The organism is Marinobacterium iners, assembly GCF_017310015.1.
GTDB lineage: Bacteria > Pseudomonadota > Gammaproteobacteria > Pseudomonadales > Balneatricaceae > Marinobacterium > Marinobacterium iners.
Genome location: NZ_CP022297.1, coordinates 572,568 through 587,491, shown reverse-complemented (window position 1 = coordinate 587,491; position 14,924 = coordinate 572,568). Strand labels below are relative to the sequence as shown.

The following is a 14,924-nucleotide window of genomic DNA, read 5'->3' as shown; positions in this document are numbered from 1 at the left end:
CTCCTATCAAAATCCCAGGCTGGAAAGCAGGTCATCAACATCGTCCTGATCACACAGCGTATCTGTTTTCCCTGTCGGAAGCTGGGGCCCTTCCGCCCGGATAGGATCATGTTTTTGTTCTTGTTCAGCCGCGTGGCCCTTCCGGCGTACCGGCTTGTCATCAGAGGCTGCTATATCCTCTGCACTCTCCAGGCTGCTCAGCCGTTCTACTCTGGCCGCCATATCCATCAGTTTGACCAACTGACCCTCAACCTGAGTCACCAGCGTGATAACTCGGCGGATCAACTGACCGGTTATGTCCTGAACCCCCTGGGAGACGAGGATATCAGTCAAAGTTGTGCGCAGTTCAGTAATGGTTTTCTCGGACTGATCCTTGAGGCTGCAGGTGCGATCATAAACCCCGTTCAATGCCTCGAACTCACCCTCAAGCTGCCCTACCAGCAACAGCAGATCCTTGAAACGTTCACTCTGCTGATCCAGCTTATCAACCAGGCTGAGTGATCGATCCACACGATCCATGGTTTCATGGGCATTTTTTTCAGTGAGCTCAATCACGTAATTGAGTCGATCTGAAGCATCACCGATGGCCGAGACCGTACTTTCCGCATCGCTCGGCATTTTTTCGCCGACATCGCTGGAAAATGACTTGATCGCCTCATGCAGGCCGCGCGTCAGGTGACCGACCTCGTTATAGAACACCTGGTGACGGGCAAACTGAAGCTCATTGATAAGCCCCATCGCCTCTGCCATGTTGCCGGCCTCAAGTTCGGACACCAGTGCCTGGGCACGGCTACGCAGAAACTCATCGAAGCCGTTGAAGTCCACTTTACTGGCCGTTTGCGCTGCCATCTGTCTTCCCCGCTTCCGGTTAACCCTCGATACGCTCGAAGATCTTGTCGATCTTCTCTTTCAACACGGCGGCCGTGAACGGTTTTACGACATAACCGTTCACACCGGCTTGTGCTGCCGCAATAATCTGCTCGCGCTTGGCCTCTGCCGTTACCATCAGTACCGGAATGGAAGCCAGAGCAGGATCGGCTCGGACTGCCTTGAGCAGGTCTATACCGGTCATTTCCGGCATATTCCAGTCGGTAATGAGGAAGTCGATACCTCCCTGCTTGAGAATCGGCAACGCCGTCTTGCCGTCGTCTGCCTCGTCGACATTGGTAAAACCAAGGTCCCGCAGCAGGTTTTTTATGATGCGCCTCATTGTGGAGAAATCATCCACAACGAGAATTTTGATGTCTTTCTTCAAGACACTTCTCCCAGTTCAGAAAACACCTTCAAGAGTCGTCCTTATTCCAGACCACAATCGGTCAGCGCCAATCCCTTAGCCGGCCCCTGAGCCTCAGCGCAGCCTGGCTATGGATCTGGCTCACGCGCGACTCACTCACCCCAAGAATCTGTCCTATCTCTTTAAGGTTCAGCTCTTCATCATAATACAGCGACAGCACAAGCCGCTCACGCTCTGGCAAGACACCTATCGCCTGCGCCAGCGCCTGCCTGAATCCTTCCCCTTCATGGGCATGCCCAGGGTCTGGATCAGAGGCAACAAACTGCTCCGAGGGTGTTTCTTCGGAGCTGTCAGTCAACTGATCATAGCTGAACAGGCGGCTGTCGAGTGAATCCTGCAGCAGGGCATGGTACTCGGCAACCCCTATTCCCATTTCGGCCGCAACTTCTAAGTCTGTAGCGTCACGGCCGGTCCGGTTTTCAACCTGGGCAATCGCTTCGCTGACCCGACGCCCATTTCGGTGTACTGATCTCGGCGTCCAGTCACCCCGCCGTACCTCATCGATAATGGCACCGCGGATACGAATACCGGCATAGGTTTCAAAACTGGCACCCTTGCTGGAGTCGTAACGTTTGGCAGCTTCTAGCAGTCCCATCATGCCAGCCTGAAGCAAGTCGTCCAGCACAACATGGGACGGCAGGCGCGCCAGCAGATGATGCGCAATACGGCGCACCAGAGGGGTGTACTCCTCGATCAGCTCCTGCCCTGACTTAAACTCCAGTTCGTTGTACATATACGCTTCTTTTCAGTGTGCCCGCGCTCCCTGCACGAGCCGCTCGACAAAGAATTCAAGGTGCCCACGTGGGCTGGAACTGACCGGCCAGCTGTCCACCTTGTTCGCCAACTGGCGATAGGCCAATGCGGCCTTGTCCTTGGGAAAGGCTTTCAAAACAGCCTTTTGTCTCTGTACAGCCTTGCGCACCGTTTCATCATAAGGGATTGAGCCAACGTATTGAAGCGTAACATCCAGGAATCTGTCGGTCACCGTCAACAGTTTATTGAACATATTACGTCCTTCGGATTCCGTTCTGACCATATTGGCCAACACTCGAAAGCGTGTCATCTGATAGTCACGATTCAAAAGCTTGATCAGTGCATAGGCGTCGGTAATCGAAGTAGGCTCATCACAGACCACCACCAGCACCTCCTGAGCGGCACGCACAAAGCTGACCACCGAGTCCGAGATTCCAGCCGCAGTGTCAATAACCAATACATCCAGCTCATCGGCAATGTCGTTAAAGGCGTGGATCAACTCTGCATGCTCATGGGCGCTTAGAGCCGTCATTTCCTGCGTCCCCGAAGCCGCCGGCACTATCCAGAAATTATCCCCTGCCGGCACCATAACTTCCTTGAGACTGCAGTTGCCTGCAAGCACATCCGAAATGTTGCGTTGCGCTCTCAGCCCGAGCATCACGTCTACATTGGCAAGGCCCAGGTCAGCATCCATCAGCACCACCCGCTGCCCCATTTCACTGAGAGCGGTGGCCAGATTGACCGACACATTGGTCTTGCCAACGCCTCCCTTGCCGCCCGTTACTGCTATCACCTTGACCGGGTGGGTCTGCTTCATCAAATGACTCCTCAACCCGCCCTGAATAATGAACTGCCGGAAGCTTGATCTGCATCATGCTCCCCCGATTTCTGTGCAATCACCACGGCACGGCTGACCAGATCATGCCGCTTGGCGATACCGATATCATCCGGAATTTTCTGCCCATCAGTCACATAGGCGATCGGCAGCTGCTTTTCGATTGCCAGCGTAAGCGCCTCACCCAGGCTGCCCGACTCATCTGTCTTGCTGAGCACACAACCGTTCAGACCCAGCTCTCGATAGTTGTCGAACGCACTGCGCATCAACTGGCGCTGACTGGAGCAGGACAGCACCAGCAACTTTTTCAGGCGAACAGTGACACTGGAAAGCATCTGCATCTGCACCAGACCCTGTGGGTCGGATGCACTCATGCCAGCGGTATCAATCAGCACCAGACGCTTGTTGCGAAGACTTTGCAGCACTTCTTCCAGGCTATGGTTTTCATCCACCACGCGGACAGGCACATCCAGAATACGGCCAAAGGTTTTCAGCTGCTCATGAGCCGCGATGCGGAAACAGTCCGTGGTAACCAGTGCCACACTGGAGCTGCCGTGCTGCAGCACATGACGAGCAGCCAGCTTGCCGATGGTGGTGGTTTTGCCGACACCGGTAGGGCCGACAAAGGCGATCATGCCGCCACGCTCCACCAGCTCTTCACCCAGCACCGGCAAAGCATCCGAAAGGCGAGCGAGCGCATTGCGCCAGGCCTTGTCAGCGGCAAGCTCAGGCTCCACACCGCTCATCAGCTGCTGTACCAACTGTGAACCGAGGCCCAGCTGCTCCAGGCGGGCGTGTACAGCTGATCTTTCCTGCACTGAGTCTGCGGCAGGCGTGGCAAACACAGGCGCAGCCGGTTCGGGACGCGCCACCTGCTGCTGCAGCATATTACGCAGCTCTTGAATTTCCTGCTGCATACTCAGCAACGCATCGTCATCCGCAGGCAAGGTATCACTCTCAACAGGTCGTGACGTGGGACGGGGCGTTTCAACCTGACGGGAAGGCGGAGAGGGTACTTCCCGCTGGCGGTTGCGGGCACGAAGCGACTCAAGAATGGAGCGCAGATCTTCATCATCTTCGTCATCGATCTGGCGATTTGCGCTGCGGTCCGCTACCGGCGTAGGCTCGGTGATGCGTCGACTGGCTTCTGCGATTCGAGCCCTGGTACGGTTCAGTTCCTCTTCAAGCGCCGCATTGCGACTGGCCTGCTCCGATTGGTGCGAGTGCCCACCGGTAAGGATACGTATCTGCTCATCCCGATTGGGCGGCTGACGACGACTGCGGCTGCGCTTGAGCTCTGCCTGAGCAGCCTCATATTCATCTTCACGCGCGGCTACAACCTCGACCCCACCCGCTACACGGTGGTTGGAGATGATCACGGCATCAGGGCCGATTTCGTCACGCACCCGGCGCATTGCCTGGCGCATATCCGGTGCAAATATGCGTTTTACCTTCATACCCGTCCCTTATCGGCCGCCAGCCGCCAAACCCTAGCCATTTTGTCCACCCACAGTGGCCACAATCGTGACTTTCTTGTTCTCCGGGATCTCCTGATAGGAGAGTACATGAATCTGATGTTCTCCATAACGTACAAATTTGGCCATCAGCGGCCGAATCGGGGCTGCCACCAACAGGATGGACGGCTTGCCGGACATCTCCTGCTTTTGAGCGGTCTCGCCCAGCGAGCGCTGCAACCGCTCGGCCATACCGGGCTCCAGTACCATCCCTTCGTCCTGCCCCTGCTGCATGGATCCGAGCAACATCTGTTCCAGTGACGGGTCCAGCGTAATAACAGCGAGCTCCGGTTCCGAGCCATTGACCGTTTGCACAATCAGACGTGACAGCGCCACCCTCACGGCCGCAGTTAACGCCAGCGGATCCTGTGTCCGGTTGACCGCCTCGGCCAGCGCCTCGGCGATGGAGCGGAAATCCTTCAACGGCACCTGTTCCATCAGCAGGTTCTGCAACACCTTCAGCAACGCACTGATCGACAGTTTCTTCGGTACCAACTCTTCCACCAGCTTGGGCGAAGCCTTACTCAGCAGATCAAGCAGTTGCTGTACCTCCTCATGCCCCAGCAACTCATGGGCGTGGGTTTGCAACACCTGATTGATATGGGTCGCCACCACCGTACTTGCATCTACTACTGTATAGCCCAGTGTTTGCGCGTGCTCCTTATGGCTCTTTTCGATCCAGACTGCCTCCAGACCAAACGCCGGGTCACGCACGCTGACCCCTTTCAGCTCTCCGAATACCTGACCCGGGTTGATCGCCAGTTCGCGGTCGGGGTAGATCTCCGCCTCACCTGCTATAACGCCCATCAATGTAATGCGATAGGCGCCGGGCAACAGGTCCAGGTTATCCCGAATATGCACAGACGGCACCAGGAAGCCCAGATCCTGAGACAGCTTCTTGCGCACCCCCTTGATCCGCCCAAGCAACTGCCCACCCTGCATTTTGTCCACCATCGGAATCAGCCGGTAGCCGACTTCCAGTCCGATCATGTCCACCGGCATCACATCATCCCAGCCCAGCTCTTTCTGTTCTTCCGCCGCTGGTTTGCTGTCTGTTGGTGCCTCGGCCTCTTCCGCCTTTGCCTGTTCCAGCTTCTGCAGCTCCTGACGCCGAATCCACCAGGCAATACCGGCTGCGGCCATCGCCAGCATCAGGAAAGCAAAGTGCGGCATGCCGGGCACAATACCCATGATAAAGAGTATGGCAGCTGCCACAGTCAACGCACGTGGTGAGGCGAACATCTGACGGAATACCTGCGACCCCATCGCTTCGGAGGAGTTGGCACGGGTCACCATCACCGCAGCCGCAGTGGACAGCAACAGCGACGGGATCTGTGCAACCAGCCCGTCACCGATGGTCAGCAGGGAGTAATATTGCAGGGCCAGACTGAAATCCAGCCCGTGCTGCACCATGCCAATCCCCAGACCACCCAACAGGTTGATCACCAAAATCAGGATACCCGCCACCGCATCCCCGCGCACAAACTTCGAGGCACCATCCATGGCACCGTAGAAATCGGCTTCCTGCGTTACTTCTCGACGTCGATCACGCGCCTCTTCCTGACCAATCAGGCCCGCGTTCAAATCGGCATCGATGGCCATCTGCTTGCCGGGCATTGCGTCAAGGGTAAAGCGAGCACTCACTTCGGAAATACGGCCAGCACCCTTAGTCACAACCACAAAGTTGATGATCACAAGAATAAGGAACACGATGATACCGACGACATAGTTGCCGCCAACCATCACATCCCCGAAGGCCTCGATCACCTTACCGGCAGCATCCCCTCCCTCATGGCCGTACAGCAGAACCACCCGAGTTGACGCCACATTGAGAGCCAATCGCAGCAGGGTCGCAGCCAGCAGAATGGTTGGAAACACACCGAAATCAAGTGGCCGCAGGGCGTAGATCGCCACCAGCAACACCACGATCGATAGAGCAATATTGAAGGTGAAGAACACATCGAGCATGAACGGAGGAACAGGCAACGCCACCATGCCCAGCACGACAAGCAGCAGCAGCGGAATCCCCAGATTCCCCTGCGACAGGCTTCGCATATTGTTCAGGACGACTTGGCGTTCCACTCTTCCTCCGAATGCGTCAAAAAAACATCAAACCAAAGCAACAACACTGCAATCCGAATCAATCCGGCCACATACCGAGAAAAAACGCTGCTTTTCTGACGCTTAACGTACTTCAAGAGGGGTTAAATGCAAAAAACAGGCCAAGCCACCTACTCATCCGGATCCTTGCGATACTCTTCAGGAATATCGATATCTTCATCTCGCAACGGCTCCGGCGCTTCCTCCAACCGTTTGCGATAGCGCTTGAGCTGAAACACATAAGCCAATACCTGGGCAACCGATTGGTAGAGCCCGGCGGGAATCTCGTCACCAATCTCAGTGGCATGATAGAGTGCACGTGCCAGTGGAGGAGCCGACAAAAGCGGCACATCATGCTCCTGTGCGATCTCGCGGATCTTGAGGGCAACAAAGTCCACCCCCTTGGCAACCACACGTGGCGCCCCACTGCCACCCTGATCATACTTCAGCGCGACGGCATAGTGAGTCGGGTTGGTGATCACCACATCGGCCTCAGGCACTTCGGACATCATCTTGCGTTGTGAAATTTCACGCTGGAGTTGACGGATACGCCCCTTGACCTCAGGCTTACCCTCGGTGTTCTTCATCTCATCCTTGACTTCCTGCAGCGTCATTTTCAGCTTCTTGTTGTAGTCGTAGAGCTGAAACGGCACATCAATCAACGAGATGATAATCAACGACAAACTCATCACCAGAAAGGACCAACCCAGAATCTGCAGTGAATGGGCAATGGCCGGCTCCACCGCCTCTCTCGCAAGTGCAAACAGGTCAGGCCGATCCAGCCACAGAACCATGATTGCAAAGGCCCCCACCAATAGAAACTTGGCCAGCGCCTTGAACAACTCAATCAGAGCTTTGAGCGAGAACATCCGCTTGAGCCCGCTGAGCGGGTTGATGCGACTGCCCTTGGGCTGAATCGCCTGACCGCTGAAATTCCAGCCACCCAGAGCGATCGGGCTCAGCAGTGCCGCCAGCAACGTCAGCAGATAAAACCCCCACAGGCTGAAAAAGCCCTCATACAGAGCCTCACCCAGATGCGTAAACATGCGCGCTGTATCAAAAACATCTTGGCGATCGAGGGTAAAACTTTCCTGCATGATGCTTATCATGGTAGCGGCTACATTACCGCCAAACAGAATAGCGGCAGCTGCCGATGCCAGCAGCAATGCGGTGGAGGCAAGTTCACGTGAGCGTGGAATATCACCTTTTTGTCGCGCATCCTTGATGCGCTTCTCCGTAGGTTGTTCTGTCTTTTCCTGACCCGTCTCTTCAGCCATCTCAGCGCCCTGCTTTTAAAAGCTGACTGACATTCTCCAGCGCTTCGGCCGAGAATGTCTGATAGTGACTGAAAAAACCGGAAAGGCTGACCCAGACAATGAACACCCCCATCAGCATGGTGAAAGGGAAGCCAATCGCAAAGATATTCAACTGGGGTGCCGCCTTGGTCATGATGCCAAAGGCAAAGTTGATCACCAGCAACGCTGTCACGGCCGGTAGTGACATCATGAGCGCAGCCATGAACAGCCACCCGCCCCAATGGGCAATTTCCCATAGCGTCATTTTACTGACACCCTCCAGCCCTACCGGAATGACGTCAAAACTGTCCACCATAATTTCGATCAACACCAGATGGCCATTCATCCCCAGAAACAGCATCATCACCATCATCAGATAGATCTGGGACAGGATAACGGTATTCACACCGTTTGCCGGATCGGTCATGGAGGCAAAGCCAAGCCCCATCTGCATTGCCATAATCTGGCCACCAGCCACAAAACTCTGCAGCAGAATATTGGCTGAAAAGCCAAGCAAGGAACCAATCAGTACCTGCTGAGCCACCACAATCCAGTTCTGCAGCGACAAGCCATCAAATTCAGGCATGGGGGGCAACACCGGCACGATTAAAACAGTCACCGCCAGTGCCAGCCCAAGGCGCAAACGCATCGGCAACATCTGGGTACCGATGATCGGCATTGCCATGAAAAAGGAGGAAACACGGAACAGAGGCCAAAGAAAACTGCTGACCATTTGCTCGACCTGCAGCAGGGTAATTTCCATGGCCTAGGAGATCAGTCTGGGGATGTTCATGAACAGGTAATTAAACAGATCCGATATATTGGTAACGATCCAGGGACCTGCCCACATCACCGCCAGCAGCGTTACAATCAGGCGGGGCAAAAAACTCAGCGTCTGTTCGTTGATCTGGGTTGCGGCCTGAAACACCGATATGATCAAACCGACCGCCAGTGCCGGACCAACAATGACGGCGACGATGATGACCACCAGCCAGAGTGCGCGACCGAACAGGTCAAGCGTCATGCCCGGATCCATAACACCTCCCTAAACACCAAAACTCGCGGCCAGCGTACCGATCACCATGGCCCAACCATCCACCAATACAAACAACATGATTTTGAATGGCAAAGAGATGATGATTGGAGACAACATCATCATACCCATGGCCATCAGCACACTGGCGACCACCAGGTCGATCACCAGAAAGGGTATGAACAGCATGAAACCGATCTGAAAGGCGGTTTTCAGCTCACTGGTAACGAACGCCGGTATCAGTATAGTAAACGGGATTTCTTCTGCCGTTTCCACTGGAGGCGTTTCCGAGATCCGCATGAACAGCTGCAGATCGCTCTCGCGAGTCTGGTTCAACATGAACTCATGAAAGGGGACACCTGCCGCTTCAAAGGCCTCCATCGGCCCCAGCTCTTCAGCCATATACGGCTGCACAGCGCGGACATTCACCTCTTCCAGCACCGGCGACATGATGAACAGCGTCAGGAATAGAGACAGGCCGATGATGATCTGGTTGGAAGGTGTCTGTTGCAGACCCAATGCCTGCCGCAGAATGGCAAATACGATAATGATGCGTGCAAATGAGGTCATCATCATCAACATGGCCGGCAGGAACGTCAGCAGCGTCATCAATGCCAGGATCTGGATGGTGACGCTGTAGTTGCTGGTTCCATCCTCGCCGGTAACCAGCGTCACGGCCGGAATGCCGGTTTCAGCTACTGCAGCCATGGAGGGCAGCATCAACAGCGGCAATAACAGCATGGGAAGCAGCCTGCATTTCATGACCCGCTTTGCCCCCGTCCCAGTACTTGCTGCAAACGATCGGCAAAGGCTGCCCCTCGCAGCTCTGCCGAATCCAGCACAGGTTCATCAAACCGTGCCAGCAAGCTTACACGACCTGGCGCCACGCCAAGCAACATCTGCTCCTGCCCGATCTGAACCAACACGGCACGTTCGCGTTGCCCCAGCGGCAGCGCTGCCAGCACTTTCATCCCCCTGCCCTGCGCCGGCGCACCATTCACTCGACGGACCAGCCAGGCCAACACCAGGATAAGCCCAACCACCAGCGCCAACCCGAGCAGCAGCTGGCCTATAGCACCCAACGACAGCGGGTCCGGCAGATCGACACGTGCACTGGCCTTGCCGGTCTCTTCAGCAGCCGATGCCAGTGTCGGCAACAGCATCAGAGCAAGCAAAGCCCTCATTTAAGCCGCCGAATGCGTTCCTGCGGACTGATCACGTCGGTCAGGCGAATACCATAGCGGTCATTCACCACGACCACCTCACCGTGCGCGATGAGGGTACCATTTACTTTCACATCCAGCGGCTCTCCCGCCACACGGTCGAGTTCAATGACCGATCCCTGACTCAGCTGCAGAAGGTTGCGAATGGCGATCTCCGTACCGCCCACCTCCATGGTCAGGTGTACCGGAATATCCAGAATCACATCCAGCTTGGGATCCGCAATCGGCGTGGATTCGTCCTTCAGCTCATCGAGTTCGACACCTTGAGCCCCGCCCCCGGACTGCGCCTGAACATCATCCAGCAGAGCATCTGTATCCACACCGGCATCACCGGTCTGCTGTTCCAGCGCTGCGGCCCACTCGTCCGCCAGCGCCTGTTGATCCTGATCGTTGTTCTCGTCACTCACCTTGGTCACTCTCCGCCGGCCGGTTTACTCACTACCCGGCCGCTTGATGGGGTCCTTGATTTTAACCGCCAGATTACCACGCGAGGTCCCCAGCTGGCACTCAAACATGGGGATGCCGTTGGCTCTCAGCTCAAGATTTTCAGGCATTTCTACCGGGATAACATCGCCCGCTTCCAGCTGCATCACATCACGCAGTGTCAACTCGCGTTCGGCCACGGTCAGATCGAGTTCCAGCGTGGCCATCATGATGTCACGCCGCAATGCTGTCAGCCAGCGCTCATCACCCTTCTCTTCATTGGCCTGCACGCCCGATACCAGTTGCTCGCGGATCGGCTCCAGCATTGAATAGGGCATGGTAATATGCAGCTCGCCGGTACCGCCTTCAAGGTCGATCTGAAACGAGCTCACCACCACAACCTCAGCCGGGTTGATGGCGTTAGCCATGGCCGGATTCACTTCATGACCAATATGCTCAAACTCCAGCTCGGCTACTGAACGCCAGGCATCCTTGAGATCCTGAAACAGCTGCTGCAGAGTTTTGTGAACAATGCGTGTTTCGGTGGGAGTAAACTCTCGCCCCTCGATCTTCGCATGCCGTCCATCCCCTCCAAAGAACTGGTCCACCAGCTTGAATACCAACCGTGCATCCATGATGAACAGCGCCGTACCCCGTAATGGATGAACCTTGACCAGGCTCATGCTGGTGGGGACGTAAAGGGTGTGGATATAGTCGCCGTACTTCATGACCTGGATGCCACCGACGGTCACATCGGCAGTGCGGCGCAACAAATTAAACAGACTGATTCGGGTGTGGCGGGCAAAACGCTCATTGATCATTTCGAGCGTTGGCATTCGCCCACGCACGATACGCTCATGGCTGGCCAGATCATATGGCCTTATGCCATCAGCATCCTCATCGGCATTGTCTTCGGTCTCGACATCACCGTCATCAACACCGTGCAACAGCGCATCTATTTCATCCTGTGAAAGCAGGTCCTTGACCGACATGGATAACCCTACTGCATCACAAAGTTGGTAAAGAGGATCGTTTCGACCCCGGGCTGGCCGATTTTTTCCTGCATAATCGACTGTACCAGCGCCGTAGCTTCTGTTCGCAGTACCTGTTTGCCTTCCAGCGTCTGCAGCTCTTCAAATGCCTGGGTAGCGAACAGAGCATTGAGACGTGCCACGATCAACGGCATGTGCAGCTTCAGTGCCTCATCCACAACCGGGTCCCGACTTTTGGCCTCGATGAAGGCCTGCATGTAGTGCCGCTTGCCATCAGACGACTGCAGGGTTACCACAAAGGATGGCTTGCCCTCCAGCGTACGGACCTTGGTATAGATCGCCTCTCGCTTGACCGCCTCAACCTGCTGAGCCTCACCATCAGAGCCGCCATCGCCCGACAGCAGGAAGAATGCAGCGGCACCACCCCCACCCAACAACAGGAGCGTCACGGCCACGAGTATGATGATTAACTTCTTTTTGGAACCCTTGGCTCCCTGTTCGTCATCTGCCGCTTCTTCTTTATCTGCCATCAGTGCCTCCGCTGGTCGAGCGTTAATCCGCTTGGATGGAGACTAATATAACACACTGTTTTTGGGGCTGAAGCCTCAGGCGTAATAGTCCACCAGACCGACCTTGACCGAATGCAGAGTCAACCCTTCGTTCGGACCCGCGTCACCCTGCCCATAACGGCCACCGGGCTGGCCCTGCCGCGCCTGTTCGTGCTGCCCGGATTGCTGCTGGGAGGACTGGTCCGCCACTGAAGAATCCTGCAGATTGAGTCCCTGCTCGGCAAACATTTCGCGCAGACGTGGCATCTGCTGCTCCAGCGCCTCACGAACCATTGGATTGGGGCTGGTGAAGCTGACACTGACCTGATCGCCGCCCTGCATGTGGATACGAATCTGCATGGCACCCAACTCAGGCGGATCAAGCTGAATCTGGGCCGTTCGCGGACCGTGCTGGGCCATCATAATCGCACGCTCACCCATCGCACGCCCCCAGTTGGGCGAGAGCAGCTGTTGCTGAGCCAGTGAAAAGGGTTGCTGTGGCAGGGCACCTCCTGACGCAACACTCTGCGTACGGTTGCCGGCGGCAGCCTGGGCCTGCTGTGAATCCTGCCGTTGAGACGGTTGTTCCTCTCGCCCCTCATCACCCATGTTACTGCCGCTGCCGCTCTGCACTACCTGGTCTGCACGACTGGCCACCATTTCAGCCTGAGCTCGCCCACCAGCCACATCAGGACCGGAGCGTTGCGCACCATTAGCCGTAACAGCAGTGTCCAGCACGCCATCAGATGATGTTGACGCCGTTGCGCCGATTGCCGACTGAGTGGAACTGCTCTGCGGCTGCAGATTGAGTGGCTGACGCGCCTCATCAGCGGCCGAATCACTGCTCACAAGCGGCTGTTCAGGAACCGACTGTTCGGCACCGGGCTGTGTAATGGTTTCGGGTTGACCTGTTTCAGTAAGGCGCAATGGATCGACATTCACTTCTGCGCCCATGCCCGCAGCCGGGACGGTTTCAGTGGCTCCACGCTCACCTGCCGTCGCGCCCCCCGACTGTGCCTGCGCACGCATTACCGATGCGGGTATCGCAGGCTGTGCTGGTTCACCCCCTCCTGGGAACGGGTGTGCCGGTGTAGCTCGCACAGTATGTGCCGTTTCATTCTGACGGACGGCCTCACTTTGCCGCACCGCTTCGGCCCTGCTGGCTGCCTGTGCATCTGAACGCATGGCAGCACGCTTCTGGTCGGCACTGACCTCTTGCTGTGACTGCGCCATTTGCTGCTGTGTTTGCGTTACTTGCTGTACCTGCTGCGATATCTGTGGTGTCGGTTCTACACGCTGTCCTTGACTCACTGGCTGCGATGTCTGTGGTGTCGGTTCTACACGCTGCCCTTGACTCACTGGCTGCGATGTTTGTGGTGTCGGTTCTACACGCTGCCCTTGACTCACTGGCTGCGATGTCTGTGGTGTCGGTTCTACACGCTGTCCTTGGCTCACTGGCTGCGATGTCTGTGGTGTCGGTTCTACACGCTGCCCTTGACTCACTGGCTGCGATGTCTGTGGTGTCGGTTCTACACGCTGCCCTTGACTCACTGGCTGCGATGTCTGTGGTGTAGGTTCTACACGCTGTCCTTGACTCACTGGCTGCGATGTCTGTGGTGTCGGTTCTGCACGCTGTCCTTGACTCACTGGCTGCGATGTCTGTGGTATCGGTTCTGCACGCTGTCCTTGACTCACTGGCTGCGATGTCTGTGGTGTCGGTTCTGCACGCTGTCCTTGACTCACTGGCTGCGATGTCTGTGGTGTCGGTTCTACACGCTGTCCTTGACTCACTGGCTGCGATGTCTGTGGTGTCGGTTCTGCACGCTGTCCTTGACTCACTGGCTGCGATGTCTGTGGTGTCGGTTCTACACGCTGTCCTTGACTCACTGGCTGCGATGTCTGTGGTGTCGGTTCTACACGTTGCCCTTGACTCACTGGCTGCGATGTCTGTGGTGTCGGTTCTGCACGCTGTCCTTGACTCACTGGCTGCGATGTCTGTGGTGTCGGTTCTACACGCTGTCCTTGACTCACTGGCTGCGATGTCTGTGGTGTCGGTTCTACACGCTGTCCTTGACTCACTGGCTGCGATGTCTGTGGTGTCGGTTCTACACGTTGCCCTTGACTCACTGGCTGCGATGTCTGTGGTGTCGGTTCTACACGCTGTCCTTGACTCACTGGCTGCGATGTCGGCTCTACATTCTGGCCTTGGGCCTCCTGCTGCTGAGTTTGTGTTACCTGTTGCTGTACCTGTTGCTCACGGTTCTGCTGGCCGGCTTGCTGCTGGCGAACGGCTTCGGCGGCAACTTGCTGATCCCTGAGTTGCATCAGTGCCGATTGCTCGGCTGTTTCCTGCTCGCGAATCAGTTGCTCACCATTACGTCCAACGTGAACCGCTTCAGCTTTGCGTCGCTGACCACCCTGTCGTTCAGCCTCAACTTGCCGAGCCGCACCAGTCTGTTGCCTTGCAGCCAACGCCTCATCGCTTGCCATGATTTGTGCCGTTTTATCAGCTGTTTCGGCCTGAGTATATGCTGCCTGAGCCTGCACAGCTTGTGCCTGCTGCTTTTCTACTGACTGCTGTTCAGCGTCTTCAGAAGCAGTTTCAAGCAATCGACCGTCTTGTTCCAGCTCAGGGTCAACAACACCACTTGGCTGTTCCGACTCGATGACCGACGCATCCGGCAATTGCTCGCCCGTCGGTGGCAAGACTGTGCCAGCTTCGGCCTCAACCCTTGCCTCCTGATAGGCCTGTAGCGAACCGTTGAAATGAAAATGAAAACCGCCCCCCTTCATCGGGCTAACCGGAGCAACCGCCCCGCCAGCTGTTGGACTCAGCGATTGTCCAATGCCGCCCAGACCCAGTAACAGAGGGGATGAAGGAGATGGTTGTGTGATTGCCATGAGAGGTTCCTGC

Annotated in this window: 15 protein-coding genes; all 15 read right to left on the bottom strand. The window is 56.2% G+C overall.

Annotated elements, in window-relative coordinates:
• Positions 1-6: 6 nt before the first annotated feature.
• The gene (locus CFI10_RS02845; protein ID WP_091822396.1) at positions 7-849 is read right to left on the bottom strand and encodes a protein phosphatase CheZ; all 843 of its coding nucleotides are present in this window, start codon (positions 847-849) and stop codon (positions 7-9) included.
• Between the two features lie 19 nt (positions 850-868).
• Positions 869-1,255: a chemotaxis response regulator CheY gene (cheY, locus tag CFI10_RS02840; RefSeq protein WP_091822399.1), complete on the bottom strand. Its 387-nt coding sequence runs from the start codon at positions 1,253-1,255 to the stop codon at positions 869-871.
• Positions 1,256-1,316: 61 nt separating this feature from the next.
• On the bottom strand, positions 1,317-2,027 hold the full coding sequence (locus CFI10_RS02835; protein WP_206839126.1) for an RNA polymerase sigma factor FliA: 711 nt from the start codon (positions 2,025-2,027) through the stop codon (positions 1,317-1,319).
• A 12-nt stretch (positions 2,028-2,039) separates the two neighbouring features.
• Positions 2,040-2,864, bottom strand: a complete 825-nt coding sequence (locus CFI10_RS02830) for a MinD/ParA family protein (RefSeq protein WP_091822405.1) — start codon at positions 2,862-2,864, stop codon at positions 2,040-2,042.
• Between the two features lie 11 nt (positions 2,865-2,875).
• Positions 2,876-4,339 (bottom strand): flagellar biosynthesis GTPase FlhF, encoded by a 1,464-nt coding sequence (flhF, locus tag CFI10_RS02825; protein ID WP_206839124.1) that lies wholly within the window; start codon positions 4,337-4,339, stop codon positions 2,876-2,878.
• 33 nt (positions 4,340-4,372) lie between these two features.
• The gene (gene flhA / locus CFI10_RS02820) at positions 4,373-6,451 is read right to left on the bottom strand and encodes a flagellar biosynthesis protein FlhA (RefSeq protein WP_206841866.1); all 2,079 of its coding nucleotides are present in this window, start codon (positions 6,449-6,451) and stop codon (positions 4,373-4,375) included.
• 176 nt (positions 6,452-6,627) lie between these two features.
• Positions 6,628-7,773 carry a flagellar biosynthesis protein FlhB gene (gene flhB / locus CFI10_RS02815; protein ID WP_206839122.1) on the bottom strand — a complete coding sequence of 382 codons (1,146 nt, stop codon included), beginning with the start codon at positions 7,771-7,773 and terminating at the stop codon, positions 6,628-6,630.
• A 1-nt stretch (position 7,774) separates the two neighbouring features.
• Positions 7,775-8,554 carry a flagellar biosynthetic protein FliR gene (gene fliR / locus CFI10_RS02810; protein ID WP_091822416.1) on the bottom strand — a complete coding sequence of 260 codons (780 nt, stop codon included), beginning with the start codon at positions 8,552-8,554 and terminating at the stop codon, positions 7,775-7,777.
• 3 nt (positions 8,555-8,557) lie between these two features.
• On the bottom strand, positions 8,558-8,827 hold the full coding sequence (fliQ, locus tag CFI10_RS02805) for a flagellar biosynthesis protein FliQ (protein WP_091822419.1): 270 nt from the start codon (positions 8,825-8,827) through the stop codon (positions 8,558-8,560).
• A 9-nt stretch (positions 8,828-8,836) separates the two neighbouring features.
• Positions 8,837-9,586, bottom strand: coding sequence for a flagellar type III secretion system pore protein FliP (gene fliP / locus CFI10_RS02800; RefSeq protein WP_206839120.1), 750 nt, complete (start codon positions 9,584-9,586; stop codon positions 8,837-8,839).
• Positions 9,583-10,008 (bottom strand): flagellar biosynthetic protein FliO, encoded by a 426-nt coding sequence (fliO, locus tag CFI10_RS02795; protein ID WP_091822424.1) that lies wholly within the window; start codon positions 10,006-10,008, stop codon positions 9,583-9,585. The genes fliP and fliO overlap by 4 nt, the downstream gene beginning before the upstream one ends.
• Positions 10,005-10,454 carry a flagellar motor switch protein FliN gene (fliN, locus tag CFI10_RS02790; protein WP_091822880.1) on the bottom strand — a complete coding sequence of 150 codons (450 nt, stop codon included), beginning with the start codon at positions 10,452-10,454 and terminating at the stop codon, positions 10,005-10,007. The genes fliO and fliN overlap by 4 nt, the downstream gene beginning before the upstream one ends.
• Positions 10,455-10,478: 24 nt before the next feature.
• On the bottom strand, positions 10,479-11,462 hold the full coding sequence (gene fliM / locus CFI10_RS02785; RefSeq protein ID WP_206839112.1) for a flagellar motor switch protein FliM: 984 nt from the start codon (positions 11,460-11,462) through the stop codon (positions 10,479-10,481).
• An 8-nt stretch (positions 11,463-11,470) separates the two neighbouring features.
• On the bottom strand, positions 11,471-11,992 hold the full coding sequence (locus CFI10_RS02780; protein ID WP_206839111.1) for a flagellar basal body-associated FliL family protein: 522 nt from the start codon (positions 11,990-11,992) through the stop codon (positions 11,471-11,473).
• 75 nt (positions 11,993-12,067) lie between these two features.
• Positions 12,068-14,911, bottom strand: coding sequence for a flagellar hook-length control protein FliK (locus CFI10_RS02775; RefSeq protein WP_206839109.1), 2,844 nt, complete (start codon positions 14,909-14,911; stop codon positions 12,068-12,070).
• Between the last annotated feature and the right edge of the window lie 13 nt (positions 14,912-14,924).

Excerpts from the sequence above, each read along its gene's own strand:
- CFI10_RS02845 (WP_091822396.1), bottom strand. The coding sequence starts at position 849 with ATGGCAGCGCAAACGGCCAGTAAAGTGGACTTCAACGGCTTCGATGAG.
- CFI10_RS02835 (WP_206839126.1), bottom strand. The coding sequence starts at position 2,027 with ATGTACAACGAACTGGAGTTTAAGTCAGGGCAGGAGCTGATCGAGGAG.
- CFI10_RS02830 (WP_091822405.1), bottom strand. The coding sequence starts at position 2,864 with ATGAAGCAGACCCACCCGGTCAAGGTGATAGCAGTAACGGGCGGCAAG.
- flhF (WP_206839124.1), bottom strand. The coding sequence starts at position 4,339 with ATGAAGGTAAAACGCATATTTGCACCGGATATGCGCCAGGCAATGCGC.
- flhA (WP_206841866.1), bottom strand. The coding sequence starts at position 6,451 with ATGCGAAGCCTGTCGCAGGGGAATCTGGGGATTCCGCTGCTGCTGCTT.
- flhB (WP_206839122.1), bottom strand. The coding sequence starts at position 7,773 with ATGGCTGAAGAGACGGGTCAGGAAAAGACAGAACAACCTACGGAGAAG.
- fliR (WP_091822416.1), bottom strand. The coding sequence starts at position 8,554 with ATGGAAATTACCCTGCTGCAGGTCGAGCAAATGGTCAGCAGTTTTCTT.
- fliQ (WP_091822419.1), bottom strand. The coding sequence starts at position 8,827 with ATGGATCCGGGCATGACGCTTGACCTGTTCGGTCGCGCACTCTGGCTG.
- fliP (WP_206839120.1), bottom strand. The coding sequence starts at position 9,586 with ATGAAATGCAGGCTGCTTCCCATGCTGTTATTGCCGCTGTTGATGCTG.
- fliO (WP_091822424.1), bottom strand. The coding sequence starts at position 10,008 with ATGAGGGCTTTGCTTGCTCTGATGCTGTTGCCGACACTGGCATCGGCT.
- fliM (WP_206839112.1), bottom strand. The coding sequence starts at position 11,462 with ATGTCGGTCAAGGACCTGCTTTCACAGGATGAAATAGATGCGCTGTTG.
- CFI10_RS02780 (WP_206839111.1), bottom strand. The coding sequence starts at position 11,992 with ATGGCAGATAAAGAAGAAGCGGCAGATGACGAACAGGGAGCCAAGGGT.
- CFI10_RS02775 (WP_206839109.1), bottom strand. The coding sequence starts at position 14,911 with ATGGCAATCACACAACCATCTCCTTCATCCCCTCTGTTACTGGGTCTG.